This is a genomic window from Bifidobacterium vansinderenii (assembly GCF_002234915.1).
Taxonomy (GTDB): domain Bacteria; phylum Actinomycetota; class Actinomycetes; order Actinomycetales; family Bifidobacteriaceae; genus Galliscardovia; species Galliscardovia vansinderenii.
Window position 1 is genome coordinate 72,115 of sequence record NZ_NEWD01000028.1, and the last position, 15,598, is coordinate 87,712.

General features: G+C 62.3%; 13 protein-coding genes. 6 read left to right on the forward strand and 7 right to left on the reverse strand.

What is annotated here, in order from left to right:
• Positions 1–168 precede the first annotated feature (168 nt).
• From Tam10B_RS09745 to Tam10B_RS09765, 5 genes are read left to right on the forward strand one after another with little or no spacing between them, the layout of a single operon-like run.
• Positions 169–1,065 (forward strand): alpha/beta hydrolase, encoded by an 897-nt coding sequence (locus Tam10B_RS09745; protein ID WP_158214194.1) that lies wholly within the window; start codon positions 169–171, stop codon positions 1,063–1,065.
• The gene (locus Tam10B_RS09750) at positions 1,062–2,741 is read left to right on the forward strand and encodes an SGNH/GDSL hydrolase family protein (protein ID WP_093961054.1); all 1,680 of its coding nucleotides are present in this window, start codon (positions 1,062–1,064) and stop codon (positions 2,739–2,741) included. The genes Tam10B_RS09745 and Tam10B_RS09750 overlap by 4 nt, the downstream gene beginning before the upstream one ends.
• Positions 2,738–3,823, forward strand: coding sequence for a pectinesterase family protein (locus Tam10B_RS09755; protein WP_093961055.1), 1,086 nt, complete (start codon positions 2,738–2,740; stop codon positions 3,821–3,823). The genes Tam10B_RS09750 and Tam10B_RS09755 overlap by 4 nt, the downstream gene beginning before the upstream one ends.
• Positions 3,810–4,970, forward strand: coding sequence for an alpha/beta hydrolase family protein (locus Tam10B_RS09760; RefSeq protein ID WP_198947582.1), 1,161 nt, complete (start codon positions 3,810–3,812; stop codon positions 4,968–4,970). Before Tam10B_RS09755 ends, Tam10B_RS09760 begins: the two co-directional genes overlap by 14 nt.
• 39 nt (positions 4,971–5,009) lie before the next feature.
• On the forward strand, positions 5,010–5,702 hold the full coding sequence (locus Tam10B_RS09765; RefSeq protein WP_233133688.1) for an SGNH/GDSL hydrolase family protein: 693 nt from the start codon (positions 5,010–5,012) through the stop codon (positions 5,700–5,702).
• A gap of 156 nt (positions 5,703–5,858) precedes the next feature.
• Here Tam10B_RS09765 and Tam10B_RS09770 read toward each other — a convergent pair whose 3' ends face one another.
• Together Tam10B_RS09770 and Tam10B_RS09775 are read right to left on the reverse strand one after the other, a co-directional pair.
• Positions 5,859–6,680, reverse strand: a complete 822-nt coding sequence (locus tag Tam10B_RS09770; RefSeq protein ID WP_093961058.1) for a PDDEXK family nuclease — start codon at positions 6,678–6,680, stop codon at positions 5,859–5,861.
• A 239-nt stretch (positions 6,681–6,919) separates the two neighbouring features.
• A complete protein-coding gene (locus tag Tam10B_RS09775; RefSeq protein ID WP_093961059.1) occupies positions 6,920–7,762 on the reverse strand; it encodes a sugar phosphate isomerase/epimerase family protein in 843 nt (280 codons plus the stop codon).
• A 198-nt stretch (positions 7,763–7,960) separates the two neighbouring features.
• On the opposite strand from Tam10B_RS09775, the gene Tam10B_RS09780 reads away from it, so the two are divergent.
• The gene (locus tag Tam10B_RS09780; protein WP_158214195.1) at positions 7,961–8,851 is read left to right on the forward strand and encodes a helix-turn-helix domain-containing protein; all 891 of its coding nucleotides are present in this window, start codon (positions 7,961–7,963) and stop codon (positions 8,849–8,851) included.
• A gap of 36 nt (positions 8,852–8,887) precedes the next feature.
• Here the strand turns inward: Tam10B_RS09780 and Tam10B_RS09785 are convergent, their stop codons facing one another.
• The 5 genes from Tam10B_RS09785 to Tam10B_RS09805 form a co-directional block, all read right to left on the reverse strand.
• Positions 8,888–9,760 (reverse strand): sugar phosphate isomerase/epimerase family protein, encoded by an 873-nt coding sequence (locus tag Tam10B_RS09785; RefSeq protein ID WP_093961061.1) that lies wholly within the window; start codon positions 9,758–9,760, stop codon positions 8,888–8,890.
• A gap of 24 nt (positions 9,761–9,784) precedes the next feature.
• Entirely contained in the window at positions 9,785–10,960 is a 1,176-nt protein-coding gene (locus Tam10B_RS09790) for a glycoside hydrolase family 88/105 protein (protein WP_093961062.1), read from the reverse strand.
• Positions 10,961–11,163: 203 nt separating this feature from the next.
• Positions 11,164–12,792, reverse strand: coding sequence for an MFS transporter (locus Tam10B_RS09795; protein WP_198947583.1), 1,629 nt, complete (start codon positions 12,790–12,792; stop codon positions 11,164–11,166).
• Positions 12,793–13,395: 603 nt separating this feature from the next.
• Positions 13,396–14,304 (reverse strand): substrate-binding domain-containing protein, encoded by a 909-nt coding sequence (locus Tam10B_RS09800; RefSeq protein WP_158214196.1) that lies wholly within the window; start codon positions 14,302–14,304, stop codon positions 13,396–13,398.
• A 51-nt stretch (positions 14,305–14,355) separates the two neighbouring features.
• Entirely contained in the window at positions 14,356–15,372 is a 1,017-nt protein-coding gene (locus Tam10B_RS09805) for a LacI family DNA-binding transcriptional regulator (protein ID WP_158214197.1), read from the reverse strand.
• Positions 15,373–15,598: the final 226 nt, after the last annotated feature.

The window sequence follows — 15,598 nt, forward strand, 5'->3', positions numbered from 1 at the left end:
CTCAGTCGCCTACGGCGACAGCTCCCCTCTCCGAGGGGAACCAACGGGATGGAACGTCGTCCGGCATTGCAATCGTTGCAGAATCGTCGCTTTACCAGGCGTCGGAAACCCCGGTCCACTATCATCGGCCTCACAGAGATCAAGCCGCATCGTCGTCGGAGGCATCATATGAATCCGCATTCCCATCACATCGAACGTGTCACCACTCAAGCAACGAACATTCTCACCCGTCCGGTTTTGGATGCCGGAGCGACGATGACCACGTACTTCCTCCCCGCTGTCAGCGACACAGCCGACGGCGCAACCGCCGACACAGCCACCGTCTCCTCCATCACCCGGCCTTTGGTCGTCATCACGCCCGGCGGCGGATACGATCATCTGTCCACGCGCGAGGCGGAACCCATCGCGCGACGCATGAACCGCGAGGGATTCCATGCGTGCGTGCTGCGCTACAGCGTGGCGCCGGCGGTCTGGCCGCAGCCGCTGCTCGAGCTTGCCGCCACGGTAGCCTGGTGCCGGTCCAACGCCACCCGGTATGGCATCGACCCCGATCGCATCGTGCTGTGCGGCTTCTCGGCGGGCGCCCATCTGGCCGGTTGTCTGGGCACGATGTGGAACGAGCCATGGATCGTTCAGCGACTGAACGAATCATCGAATGCGTCTGAGCCGCTTGCCACCGACGACATCCGTCCCAACGCGCAGATCCTGTCATATCCGGTCATCACGTCCGGTCAGTTCGCCCACCGCGGATCGTTCATTCATCTCACCGGCGGCGATGCCACGCTCGAACCCGAACTCTCGTTGGAGAACCACGTCGGCGCAACCACTCCCCCGACCTTCCTGTGGCACACCGCCACCGATCGAACCGTTCCCATGGAGAACAGCCTGCTGTTCGCCGCCGCACTGCACCGCAACGGCATTCCCATGGAGATGCACATCTTCCCGAAGGGCGATCACGGCATCGCGCTCGGCACCGAGGAAACGGCCAAGCCCGACCACGACTACGTGGAACCGCAGGTGCAGTACTGGCCCGAACTCGCCGCCAACTGGATACGAGAACTATGAACACCACGACTTATCATGATCCGGCCGGCACACCGTCGGCCGGCACGACTTCGGCTGACGCCACGATCTGGACGGTCGGCGACTCCACCGTCTCCGCCTTCAACGATGTCTTCTACATTCCCCGCATCGGCTACGGCGAGGCGCTCGGCCGATACTTCGACGCGGAGGTGATCAACCTCGCCCGGTCCGGTTCGTCCAGCACGAGCTTCACCACGCTGGACGCCTACTGCACCCTGCTCGACGGCGATCCGGACACGTCGACCCCGGCGTTGGGTACACGCACCGATCGTGCGCAGTTCCTGCTCATCGCATTCGGCCACAACGACGAGAAAGCCGACCCCGAACGCCATACCGACCCGCGCGGGAACCGGCATACGCCGGGATCATTCTCATGGAGTCTGACCGAACACTACATCTTCCCCGCACTGCAGCGCGGCGTAAGGCCGGTGCTGTGCACGCCGATCGCCCGACTCAACGCAAACGACAATACGGCGAACGGCTATCGCAGCGCATGCGGGCACGTCACCGACGACGGCGACTACGCGCAGGCCATCCGAAATCTCGCCGCGGAACTGAACGAGGACGGCATTCCCGTCGACCTGCTCGACATGACACAGGCAACCATCGGACTCAACATCGGCATGGGACCGGACGCCCAGTGGCTGCACGCCTTCGGCAGCGCACGGCCCGAATCGATCGGAGATGCTTCCGGAGATTCGGCCGACTCCACCGACACGCATTCCGGCATACTCGACGGCATGCGGCCCATCGGTCTCGACCCGACGCACACCAACCTGTTCGGTGCCCGCATGCATGCGTGGCTCGTGGCGCAGCTGGCACGGCAACAAGGCATTACCCTGGCCGACTTCGCGCGTCCGGGCATGGAACAACCCACCTACGAACAGGACTTCCCCGTATCGGTTAATCCGGCATACACCGTTCCCGAATACACGCCGCCGCAGACGCCCAGCACACGATGGCCGCTGTTCCGCGACGCCCATGGAACGGTGTGGCAGGGGTCGGTGTTCGGCAATCTCGGCGTGGACCCAAAGACAAGCACGGATTTCGACGCCACGGCCTCCGGCACCGCGAACACGGCGGACTCCCCCGCATTGACGTTGAAGGTTGCCGGCAACCACGGCAAGATCGCCGGCAACGACGACGGCATGCTCATGTACTTCGTCCAGCTGCCCGCCAATGCCGAATTCACCCTGACCGCCACCGCCACGATCGAAGCCATCGACTCCGCCAACGAGCAGGTCTCCTACGGGCTGATGGTGCGTGACGACATGCTCATCGACCGCGACACACCGGCCATGATGGGAGACTACGCGGCCGTGGGCTACCGGTTCCACGCCGTAACCGGATTCGGTCGACGCGGCGGCACGCTGATCTCCGGCCCGGAGGCGGCACTGCGATACGGCGACGTCGGCGAGCGCGTGCGACTGGAGGTCACCGGCACCGCGGACGGCTACACGCTGCGGTTCGGAGACAATCCGGCGGCATCCCAGGGATTCGATTACCGGCTGACGACGGTGGACCCCGAGCATGTGTATGTGGGGTTCTTCGTGGCGCGGAATGCCACGGTGACGTTCCGTGACGTGCGGCTGCAAGTGACGGGAAACGGTCAGGCAATGGCGAAACCCGCGAATACCACGGAACAGGAGGAGCAATGACGGTTCCGACTCTTGTTGAACAGGCGAACCGTTCCACGGGAACGGCTACGATCACCGTCTCCCAGAATGGTCATGGCGATTGCCTGACCGTGGGCGAGGCGCTGACGCTGGCAGAGGAAACGCGTCGTCTGCGGCGCGATGCCCGTCTGCCGATCACGATTCTCATTCATCCCGGCACCTATCGCGAACGGGTGACGATCACTCTGCCGTATGTCACGCTTGAGGGCGTAGACGCGGAGAGCACGGTGATCGCGCTCGGCCTGGGTGCTCGTATGCCGGCGGACGATGGTATGCCGCTGGGCACGTTCCGCACGTATACGATGCTGGTGGATGCCGATCATGTGACGCTGCGCGACCTGAGCATCGTCAATGACGCCGGCGATGGGCGCGAGGTCGGTCAGGCGGTCGCCCTGTATGCGGACGGCGACGCGCTGCTGGTGGAGGATTGCCGCCTGCTGGGGCATCAGGACACGCTGTTCACCGGACCGTTGCCGCCCAAGGAGTTGCAGCCGGGAGGGTTCATCGGCCCCAAGCAGTTCGCGCCGCGCAGAGTGGGGAGGCAACGGTATCGCCGCTGCCTGATCGCGGGTGACGTGGACTTCATCTTCGGCGGGGCCACCGCACTGTTCGAGGATTGCGAGATTCGTTCGCTGGATCGCGGCGAAGAGGTGAATGGCTATGTCACGGCCGCGTCGACGCCCGAGGGACGGACATACGGGTATGTGTTCCGCGGCTGCCGGTTCACATCGGACGGCTGCGCGCCGGGGTCGGTGTATCTGGGGCGGCCGTGGCGTGACTTCGCGCGTGTGGCGCTGGTGGATTGTGAATTGGGTGAACATATTCGGCCCGAGGGCTGGTGGGACTGGAACAAGCCTCATGCCCGCGTGGAGTCGCGGTTCTCCGGCATGGAACTGCATGGTCCGGGATTCCATCCCGGAAGCTGGCCCGACTGGACGCTGCCGGATGATCCGGCCGGACCGTCGTGGTATTCGTCACGGCACGTGCTGGGAGTGTCGGAGGAGGAGTCGGAGAGTCGAGAAGACGAAGCCGGGAAAACGGAGAGCGGTCATGGTCTTGCATAATGACGACATCACGCTTTCGGGCAACGGCCGAACATTGCATATCGACCACTATTACGATGCACTTCCCGGCATGCTCCGCCGCTATGATCGAGCCTCCCGGCAGGCGGCTTTCCCCGGCGGCGACGCACGGGACTGGAGAATATGGCAGACGGGACTGCGTGAACGGCTGAGGACGCTGCTTGGTTTTGATCTCATGGAGTCCGCGGGACAGTGTCCGCTGAATCCACGGGTGACGCAGCGGGTACGTGTGCACGACGATGCCGACGACGACTCCCCCGGCATCGTCCGCGAGCGCATCCTGATCCAGGTCGAGCCCGATGTGTGGATGCCCTGCTATGCGCTGATTCCCAACCGTCCTCGCACGGGGGCCGACGGCAGACCGCTCTGCTGGTTGTGTCCGCATGGCCATCAGGGAGGCGGCAAGTACAGCGTGGCCGGCGTGCACGGCATACCGGCGATCGATAACGCCATACGCAAGTTCAACTACGACTATGGGCTGCAGCTTGCCCGCCGAGGATATGTGGCGCTATGCCCGGACGCGCGCGGATTCGGCGAGCGCCGCGACGTCCGGTTGCAGAAGGACGACGAACGCCCCTTCCTGCGGGGCACCTGCGCGCAGCTGGCGCATATGGCCGAGCCGTTGGGGCTCACGGTGGCGGGCCTGCTTGTCTGGGATCTGATGCGACTGGTGGATTATGTCCAGGAGCGCGGCGAATGGAGCATGGGGACGCTCGGCTGTTTCGGCTTCTCCGGCGGCGGCATGCAGACCCTGTGGCTGGCCGCATTGGACGATCGCATCCGGCGGGCGTTCATCAGCGGATACATGTATGGCGTGCGCGATTCGCTGCTGACGATGAACGGCAACTGCAGCTGCAACTATGTGCCCGGCCTTTGGAATCTTGTGGACATGGGCGATGTCGGGTCGTTGATCGCACCAAGACCGCTGGTCGTGCAGTCCTGCGTCGACGATCATCTCAATGGGCCGCGTGGCGTGGTCAACGCCGACGAGCAGGTGGCAATCATCCGGTCGGCGTACCGGCTGTTGGGCTCGGAGGAGCATTTGACGCATCTGCATGCATCCGGAGAGCATCACTTCGACGAGTCCGGCGTGTGGGATGCCGTCTCGGCGTCGGACCGGTGCCTATGATGCCCGGTAAGACGAACAAGCGCAATGGAAGGAAAAGTCATGACCCTGCAGGAGAACAGTCCGATCATGCGCGACTGGGCGCACACTATCATCAACTGTCTTGGAGATTCCACCACCTGGGGTGACGTGGGCACCGGCGACGGAGGCCCCACGATCTCATGGCCGGCGCACCTGCAACGGCTGCTGGGCGCAGGCACCGTGCGTAACTACGGCATCAAGGGATCACGCATCGGGGTCAAGGCCGATCGCGACGACAGCTTCATCGAACGGTATGAGCGGATGGACCGGAACGCCGACATCGTGCTGGTGCTCGGCGGCGTGAACGACTTCAACCGCGAGGTTCCGCTGGGAGTCTTCGGCGACACCGATGTGCATACCTTCCATGGCGCCGCGAATACGCTGCTGCGCGGACTGGTGCGCATGTACCCTCATGGCGAGATCGTGGTCATGACCCCGTGCAAGACCGGTGGCGTGCCGGCGAAGGACCTGCCGGCCTTTGACACGCCGAATGGACTGGGCCTGATCGAAGCCGACTATGTCAAGGCCTTGCTTGACGAGTGCAACCGGTACAGCATCCCCGTGATCGACCTGTTCAACGGCAGCGGCATCAGCCCCCTGCTGCCCGAGCACAAGCCCTATTACATGCCGGACGGTCTGCACTACTCCCCCGCCGGCTATGAGAGGCTCGCCCGCCGCATCGCCGCCCAGCTCCTGGCCCTTACGGCTTTCTAGCTGGTTCACGATTTTTAGGGCCTTGTAAATCGTGAACTGGATGATAGCTCCCATCTTTATGCAGATCACTGCGGAATAAGGGATTCCCCACCATCCAACTCCAAGAGGCTGGTTCACGATTTACATCCCCCTTAAAATCGTGAACCAGACTTCCACTCAAAGCACGCCGGCAAGCCTCCGAAACGCCAATTGCCTCTCCATCATGGTCCTGATCACCTTCACAATGGCCCGGCGGGAAGCATCCGTGCGTAGATCATCAGCAGTCACGAACACAATCTCCCATCCAAGGACACGCAATTGATTCCAACGCCGAGCATCCTCCCTCATTTGCGCTGGCGACGCGTGATATGCCCCTTGATACTCGATCGCAAGCTTCAACTCCGGATATGCGATATCCGCGAAGCGAAAGCCTCCGGATGGCAGATCGATTCTGAAATTCGCCTCCGGACGCCCCAGCCCGCCCCTCATCACCAAGACAACAAGCACCGACTCCGGAGGCGAATCGGAGTTCTCCATGAGATACGGCATGATATCAAGGCACCGGCGCCGACCGGCAAAGCCTCGATTTTCCTCTACGTAGCGTTCCAGATCGTCCAATGTGATCAGCTTCCTCTTCGAATCTCGACAAGCTAAAGACCCCGCGATGACGGCAAGACTTTCCACACTGACATAGGCGGATAACTGAGACCACGTCATAGCGGGATTGGTGACATAGAATTCCCCGCCTCCATCCATCGTCACTTCAAAGCTTCCGCTCCAATAGTGTTCGATCACTCCTTTGAATCTGCGCCTGGCGCCTCGGCTATCAAACGATATGTGCAGCCTGTCCGTTCGCAGGGTACAGCTTTCCGGAACCTCTATCCCCTGATACCGCAAGGCGGTTATGTGAGAAAATGTCGGGACTATATCCATTGCGGCCGCTGCCTGCTCACACAGCAAAGCCTGTTCCCTACTACGTCGATACGCTTCTTCAGCCATGAATGATGCCATATCGGCACCGTATTCCGACAAATTCAGCAAAAGCCAACCCACTGGGCAATGTGGTCGAATGTGGTCCCCTACACAGTTCACGATTTACGGGACCTTGGAAATCGTGAACTAGATCCAGAGATTAGATAGGCCATTCCTCGTTGAAAATAAAGCCTTAGAACATGCGACAAGCGCCAATAGCCAGTTCACGATTTGTAGTGCCCCGAAAATCGTGAACTGGCTCTCGCTTATAGGTCCCCGTAGCGGTCCACGGTGCGGGCGATGGCCTCGTCCTTGGTTTCCTCGAGGATCACGGGGATCCACGGGCGGGCCTGGGCGATGAGCTCGAGGATACCACGCACGTCCATGCCGCCCTCGTCCACATTGCAGCGGTGGATTCCGGCCTCATCGACGGTGAAGTCGTCGATGTGCACGGCCACGATGCGATCGCCGAAGCGTTCGAGTGCCTGTCGGGTGAGATCCACCTGATCAAGCCCCTCCACGGTGCGTCCGTTCGGCGTGGTGTAGGCGGTGGGGTCGAACACGATGCCCAGATACGGCGAGTCCACATCGGCCAGCAGTCGTTCGGTGGAGGCAAGATCGTGGATCGGGTGGTTGGCGCCGGGCTCCACGCCGACGATCGTGCCGAATCGCTCGCCCACGCGCACCAGCCGACGGATCACGCCCAGCGACTCCTGATACATGTCCTCGGTGAAGTTCTCCTCGGTGAAGCGCCCGGGGTTGGCATCCACGGAGCCGGTCTCGCTGGCCACCACGGGTGCGCCGAAGAACCGGGCGTTGGCAAGGTACGCCTCGAATTTCCGCAATAGCGCCTCTCGGGTCTCCGGATCGGGGTGGGTCATGTTGATGTAGCAGCCGAGCACGGCGATATCCACGCCGTGGTCGCCCAGCACACGGCGGAAGCGCAATCCCATGCCCGGATTGATCTTGGATGCATCGGCAAGGTCGGGGAACTGCCGGGGCAGGGCGAGCTGCACGTTATGCACGCCGTAGCGCTCGAGCCCGACGGCAAGCTTCTCCACGGTATCGGCATCGGTCACGTCATGGCCACGGGCGCCGAAATTGATCATTGGAACCTCCATGTTGGATTGTGTGGGGCTGCGTCACCCGCGACGCCCGCACCCGATGCTCCGATCGTAGGCATGCCCGAGATTCCTCAACTATGTAATGATGTGCAGATATTGCCGAATTATTATCTATTCTTGCGTCTTCCTGTATAATTCAAGATAGTTTTTATGCTACTTCTAACCAGTTGGGATGGGGCTGCGATGACGCAACAAGAACGACAGCAACGTGTGGTGATCGTCAATTCAATGATCTCGGATCGTTTTGAGATCTATCACGTGGATTCACAGGTGGTGGAGCATGCGCAACTGCACTACCACGACTTCCACGAGATCAACTGCGTGCTGCAGGGCACCGGCGTATTCCATCTGGGCGGCAGCGAATACACCACCGAGCCCGGCACCGTCACCTTCGCGCACAGCAACGACCTGCACAACATCGTGCGCCAGTCGAGCGACTACTACGAGCGCGCGTACATCTACGTGCGCGACGAGTTCCTCGCCTCCCGCTCCACCGCGAACACGGACCTGACCGCCTGCTTCACCGACAACGGCAAGCCGGCCAGCCGCGTGATCCGTATGGATCCGGAGGAGCTACGCCGGCAGATCGCCAAGCTCGACCAGCAGCCCGACGGATCCTACGGCTCGGACCTGTCCTACGAGCAGCGGTTCCTCGAGTTCATGGTGGTGCTCAACAAGGCGGTCGCCAACTCCGCCAACGACGTGACGCCGAGCAGCAAGCCCGTGTCGTCGCTCATCACCAACGTGATGGAGTACGTGAACGAGAACCTTGCCGGCGACTGCTCGCTCGACGCGATCGCCGACCGGTTCTTCATCAACAAGTACTATCTGTCGCGCCAGTTCAAGAAGAGCACCGGTCTGAACCTGCACGAGTTCATTCTGAAGAAGCGTCTGCTGCGCAGCAAGGAGCTGCTGCGCGAATCCGGCAGCGCGCAGAACGTGTACAAGCAGTGCGGTTTCGCGTCGTACACGCATTTCCTTCGCTGCTTCAAGCAGGAGTTCCATATGACCACGAAGGAGTTCCTCAGCCGCAACGACAGCATCGACGTGGTGCACTTCGCCGCGCACGAGTAGCGCGGTCCGCGCCGTCAACGCGGCCGGCGGCGCGGTTCACGCGAACCGGTCCAGCGCCCGCCGCATCGCATCGTTCTCCGTATGCTCGAAGATGGTGGTGAGGTAGGGCTTGTACGCTTCGGCGATGGCCAGGATCTCCCGCACGGGCATGCGACCGGTTCCGGCGGCCACGCGCCTGATCGAGGGCGTCGCGACGCCACTGCCATGCACATCACCGCTTCCTTCGAGCCGCCAGTCGGCGATGTGCATGGCGCAGATGTGCCCGCCGAACCGCAGGAACGCCTGCCGTGTCAGCTCAAGCTGCCATTCCGGGCTCGCCTGCCATGCCGGGGTGAGTGCGGTCGCGTCGAACACGATGCCCAGATACGGCGAATCCACGTCGGCGATCAGCCGTTCCACGGTGTCGAGGTCGTGGATGGGATGATTGACGCCCGGTTCGATGCCCACGATCGTGTCATGCCGCTCCCCCGCGGCCACCAGTCGACGGATCACGCCGAGCGCGTCCCGGTAGGTGTCCTCGGTGAAGTTGCGTTCGGTGTATCGGCCGAGGTTGGGGATCACGGAACCGGTCTCGCTGGCCACGATGGGCGCGCCGAAGAACCGGGCGTTAGCCACGTGCGCCTCGAATCGACGCAGCAGCCTCTCACGAACCGCCAGATCCGGGTGAATCATATTGATGTAGCAGCCGAGCACGGCGATCTCCACGCCTCGCGCGGCCAGCATCCGCCGGATCGCCGACCCCATGCCCGGGCTGATGGCCCCGGCCTCGCTGCACATGTCCGGGAACGATTTGGCGAGGGCGAGCTGCACGTTGCGCGCCCCTTGTTCCGCCAGTCCGTCGGCGAGCGCCTCGGGGGTTCGCGCTTCGGTGATGTCGTGGCCGCGGAATCCGAAGTTGAGCCTTGTCATCGTTCCGTCTCCCTCGCCTTCATCTCATGCCGCGTCTCGTTCGGCCGTATCCCGTTCGGCCGCGGCCTTCTCGTGGCGCAGCACCTCGATGTACGCGAGCACGAGCGGCGCCACGCCCTTGGCGTCGTTGCGCACCTTGGGTTCACGCATGTAGTAGTCGAAGGTGCCTTCGCGATGGTTCTTGTTGCCCAGTCCGGCCACCAGGCAGATGTTGTCGAGCGTGAGCCTGCCGTCTTCCTCGTTGAGGCAGGTGTCGCAGATGCCCTTGAACGCCTTGTACCCGTAGTCGAAGTAGCGTTCGTCGAGCACGCCGAGGCGGGCGCCCTTCATGATGGCGTTGGCGAAGATGGCGGAGCCGGACGTTTCGAGATAGTTCGGCGCGATGCGGCCCATGTTGATCACCTGATGCCACATGCCGGTGGCCGGATCCTGATATGGCAGCATGGCGTCGATCAGGTCGGCGAACATGCGGCGCAGCGCGTCCTTTTCGGCGCTCATGTTGGCGGGCATGAGCTCCCATGTGTCGATGAGCGCCATGGCGAACCAGCCTTCGGCGCGCAGCCAGAAGTTGGCGGAGAGTCCGGTCACCGGGTCGCACCAGAATTCCCTGCGTGAGGAGTCGTAGGCGTGGTAGTACAGGCCGTTGCGTTCGTTGCGCATGAGCTCGTGCACCACCTGGAACTGGTGGAAGCTGTCGGAGCAGGCTCGTCCGTCGCGGTAGCTCAGCTCGTACTGCATGTAGAACGGCTGGGCCATGTACAGGCCGTCGAGCCAGATCTGGTTCGGGTAGATCAGCTTGTGCCAGAAGCTGCCCTCCTTGGTGCGCGGCTGGTGTTCAAGCTGCCCGTAGATGGTGTCCATGGCCTTGCGGTACTTGGTCTTGCCGGTGATTTCGTGCAGCTGGTAGAGGGTTTTGCCGGCGTTGACGTTGTCGAGGTTGTATTCCTTGGGATCGTAGTATTTGATGGTGCCGTCGTCCTGCACGAAGTAGTCGATGAACCGGTCGGCGAAGTCGAGGTAGACGCCCCTGTCGGTGATCTCGTGCAGTTCGATCAGCGCCTTGATCATGCAGCCGTCGATGTAGTTCCACGTGTTGGGTTTGCCGGCTCGGATCTTTTCGATGTTCCATGCCGGCGCCTGCGGAGTGCTGGTTTCGATCAGCTGCTGAATGTACGTGTTGAGGATGCGTGAGCTGCCCATGCCGGTTCCTTTCCGCGAGGCGATTGACGAAGCCATGGAAAAACGACCGGCGGAAAGGTGAAAAAGGAAGGAGACCGCCGGTCGTTTGGTATTTGGTTATGGTGTTCGGTTATGAGTGTAGGTCTGGTTTTGTGGAGGGGATGGCGGGCCGGGCAGGAGACTCCGGCCCGCCACGATCATCGGTGCTGTGAGGCCGGGCCTGTTCAGGCCGCCTTGACCTCGGCGGGCTTCCTGCCGAAGTTCATCTTGCGACGTTCGGGCAGTTCGGCCTTGATGCGCTCAAGTTCTTCGGGCGTGTGGTAGCCGATGGTGTTGTGTCCGAAGCAGATCTCGTACTGCACGCCGGTGAGCTCCTCGCAGATGCGCTTGACCTCGGGGTCGACGTCCTCCATGCGGCCGCCGTTGGCGATGCGGGCGCATTCGGCGATGGCGATCTCGTCGTTCTTCTTGTCCATGCGCATCAGCTTGGCGGAGAGCATGCCGAGCAGGCTCAGGCCACCCACGCCGAAGATGAGCACGAGGATGATGGTGGTGTGCACGGCGGCCGGCTGGTCGGCGGCGGCCACCTGCTTGTCGGCGGTGGATTCGATGAATCCGGCGGCGGACAGCGAGATGCCGAGGATGGCCACGACGGCGGAGTTCATGAGCTTGCCGCACAGGTGCATGGCGGCGGAGAAGGTGCCTTCGCGGCGGCGGCCGGTCACGATCTCGTCGGCGTCGGCCACGAACAGGTAGGTCTGCCATGGGATGTAGTAGACGGCGCCGGTGCCGAGTCCGAAGACCACCACGATGGAGGTGACGGCCACCATGCCGGCGGCGGATGCGGCGTCGAGATGGAAGATGCCGCAGCAGGCGTAGGCGATGGCGCAGGTGATGATTACGCATTCGGCGATGATGTAGGGCTTGCGGAAGCCGATCTTGGCGACCAGGGCCATGGCGGCCACGGTGGACACGACCTGCAGGATCGGGCTGAGCGACTGCCACCAGGAGGCGTTGGACTTCTGCAGCATGAGCACGTAGACCACGTAGTAGGAGAACGTGGAGTTGAACAGCCATTCGGCACCGAAACCGAACAGGTACATGCCGAGCAGGTGGCGGAAGGTGCGGATGCGCAGCGTGGAGAAGATGTCGACGAACAGCTTCTTGATGGCCTCGACCGGGTTCTCCACCTTCTCCATGGTGGTGGCGTCGACCGGGCGCTCCCAGGTGGTCAGGTACACGGAGAGCATGGCGAGCGCCATGATGACGCCGAACGCCAGACCCATGTAGAAGAAGGCCATGGGGTTCTTCTCGCCGAAGGTGACGAAGAAGATGCCGGGCAGGGATGCGGTGAGGAAGTTGGCGCCCTTGCCGAAGATGGAGCGCAGACCGGACATGTAGGTGCGTTCCTTGAAGTCGGAGGTCATTTCGGCGGGGATGGCGTCGTACGGGATCATGACCATCGTGTAGACGAGGTTGTAGCACAGGTAGATCACGAAGTAGTACCAGAATGCGCCCGGGATGACGATCCACATGAGCGGGTTGAGCACGCCGAGTACCGGCACAGCGAGCAGGATGAAGAAGCGGCGGCGGCCGAACTTGCGTCCGAGCCAGGTGTTGTTGAACGCGTCGGAGAGGAAGCCGGCGATGGGGTTCATGGCCACGTCGGCGATCAGCGCGAACGAGTAGATGAAGGTGGCCTGCGCCATGGTCAGGCCACAGTAGGTGGTGTAGAAGATCGTCAGCCATGAGGCGCTGATCGCCAGCGCTCCGGAGCCTACGAGATTGCCCGCGCCGTAGCCGAGGCGCGTGACCAGAGTGATTCTGCGCTTTCCGCCGGTGTTCTCTGCCATGTTCATTCTCCTTTGAAGTCCTGTACGGGCGGTCATGTCGTCGTTGCCTGACGATCGTCGTTGAGCATCAACCGCGTCGTTGTTGCTTGCAATCCTATGGCCGGCATTACAAATCCATATGATTTGTTGCCAATGTTTTCATTGTTTTTGTTGCAGGATACTTAAGCTATGTTGCATACGCAATCGTTGTAATATCAACGATATTTCAACACATACAACTGATTGACATGCACGACGATGATATTTGTTGTCATATTTAGCGACGTTTCCCAGCAAGCATTGCCATACCCTGTTGCAGATTTTCAACAGCACGATGGCAACAAAAAACGGTGGGAGCGGATTGAGAAGTCGTCAACGACGACGCGATTGCGCCAGCGGCTTCGCCGCGCCACCTCATCCGTCGGCTACGCCGACACCTTCCCCTCAAGGGGAAGGCGGCAACAACCGGATACGGCAAAAAGGCAAAGAGCCGGCTTCCCCTTGAGGGGAAGCTGTCGCGCGGCAGCGTGACTGATGAGGTGACGTGACGCAGTCACAGCACAACGGCGTCGTCAACGACGCCACCGCGACTCGAAGCGTCACCGCCGCCGCCCGCACACTCCCCTACCGCGTGGACTGGCGCAGGAGGATCGGGGATTCGCGCTGGAAACACAGCGGCTCGCCGGCCGGATCATGCATGCGGCGGGCGAGCAGATCCACGGCGGTGCCGGTGATCCATTCCAGATTCGCGTCCACCGTGGTGAGCGACGGCACCATGTGCGCGGCATCATAGATGTTGTCGAATCCGACCACCTGCACATCGTCCGGAATGGATCGCCCCAGCTCCTTGAGCGCGAACACCGCACCGATGGCCAGCGGATCGTCCATGCAGATCACGCCGTCGAACTCCACGCCGGAGGCGGCCACCCGCTTCATGGCGCTGTATCCGGCACCGATCGTCCACTCATAGCCGGTCACGCCGATCAGCCGCGGATCGAGCTCAATACCATGCTCGCGGCACGCCTCAAGCACACCACGCACACGATCCCAGCCGCGGGAGCGAACGGACTCGTCCAACGACCGCCCGTCGAATTCACGCTGCGCGCCAAGCAGCACCAACCGACGACTCCCCTTGCGAATCACCAGATCAGTGATGTTACGCGCGTCCGCCACATTGTCGGCCAGCACCTGATCCACGTTGCCCGACGTCGGGCACAATCCCAGGCACACGATGGGGAACGGCTGACGGAACGCACTGGCATTCACCTCGTCGCCGCCGACCAGATACAGCAGCATGCCATCGCACGCGCCACGCCGGGTCTCCAGATAATCGTTCGCGGACAGACCGTAGTCATCCTGATAGGCCACCACGTTGACCCGGTATCCGCTCGTACGCGCGGTCGAGATCACCGCCGACGCCAGTCGGGCGCGGTACGGTCTGGTCACCGTGGGAATGGCGAGCTCGATCACGCCCTCGCAATCCGAGAGAGGATCGAACGCCTCGGACATGACGGCCGACGACTGCTTTTCCATATCGCTGCCCTTTCCGTTCACACGCGGCATGTCATCCACGCCGCCCTACCGCTATTCCTTCGGATTGCCGCGGAATCCGCCAAGACTGTCACGCACCGCCAGCGACGACGGCACGGCCGCGTACGAGGCGAAGTCCTCGGTCACGCCGCCGGCCATGCGACGCAGCAGCAGACGCGTGGCGTTCACGCCGAGCGCGTTCGCCGACATGCGGATCGACGACAGCGGCGGCGTGCTCGTCTGCGCGGTCACGTCGTCGTTGAAACCGACGATCAGATAGTCGCGGGGGCATTCGAATCCGCGCTCGCGCATGCGGGCCATGAATCCCAGCGCCATCGCATCGTTGTAGGCGAGCACGGCACCGGTCGGATCCTCCAGATACTTGTCCACGTATGCGGCACCGCCTTCGAACGTGGGTTCGCCGGGCCACAGCTGCACCACGTCGAGCCCCTTGCGCTCGCACGCCGTCTGCAGTTCGCGCAATCGCGCCCCGGACGCCCAGACGGAATTTGGCCCGGACAGGTAGGTTACACGCGTGCGCCCACGCACGGCGAACAGGTCGGCCACCTGGCCGATGCCGGTGGAAATGTCGACCACGATGCTCGTCACGTTGCGCACGTTGCGGTTGGTGACCACCAGCGGGTGACGGTCGGCGTAGTCGCGCAGCACGGGATTCGGCATTCGGGGCGCCACCATGATCACGCCGTCGACCAGGCTCATCGTCTTCTCGAGCACCATGCGCTCCCATGCCACGCTGTCGCGCGATTCGGCGATCACCAGACCGTAGCCGTGGCCGAAGCACTCGTTTTCCACGCTGTGCACGATGGCGGCGGCGTACTGGTCGGTCACGTCGGGCACGACGATGCCGATCAGATGGCTCGACGATTCCGCCGGCGCGCCCGCCGCGGGCTCCTCGACCGACGGAAGCCGGTATCCCAGCCGTTCGGCGACGCCGATGATGCGCCGGGTGGTTTCCGAGCTCACGCGGTCCGTAGTGCTCAACGCGCGGGAGACGGTGGACGGGGACACCCCCGCGGCCTTCGCCACATCACGAATCGTGACCTTCTTCATCACACATCCTTTTGCATACCTACGCGCACCGGCGTACGGCATCGTTCCGCGCCTCACGCGCGAACCGTTCATACGAAACTTCTTCGCAAAAGTCTACCGCCTGACTGCGGGCGATCCGGCATACGTATCAGCCGACGCCGATACCGCAAGAAACGATAGTCATCAGCCAATTCATGATATTCCATTACCCGGTGCGCGCCGACATCTCCTGCCTACGATGCGAGTG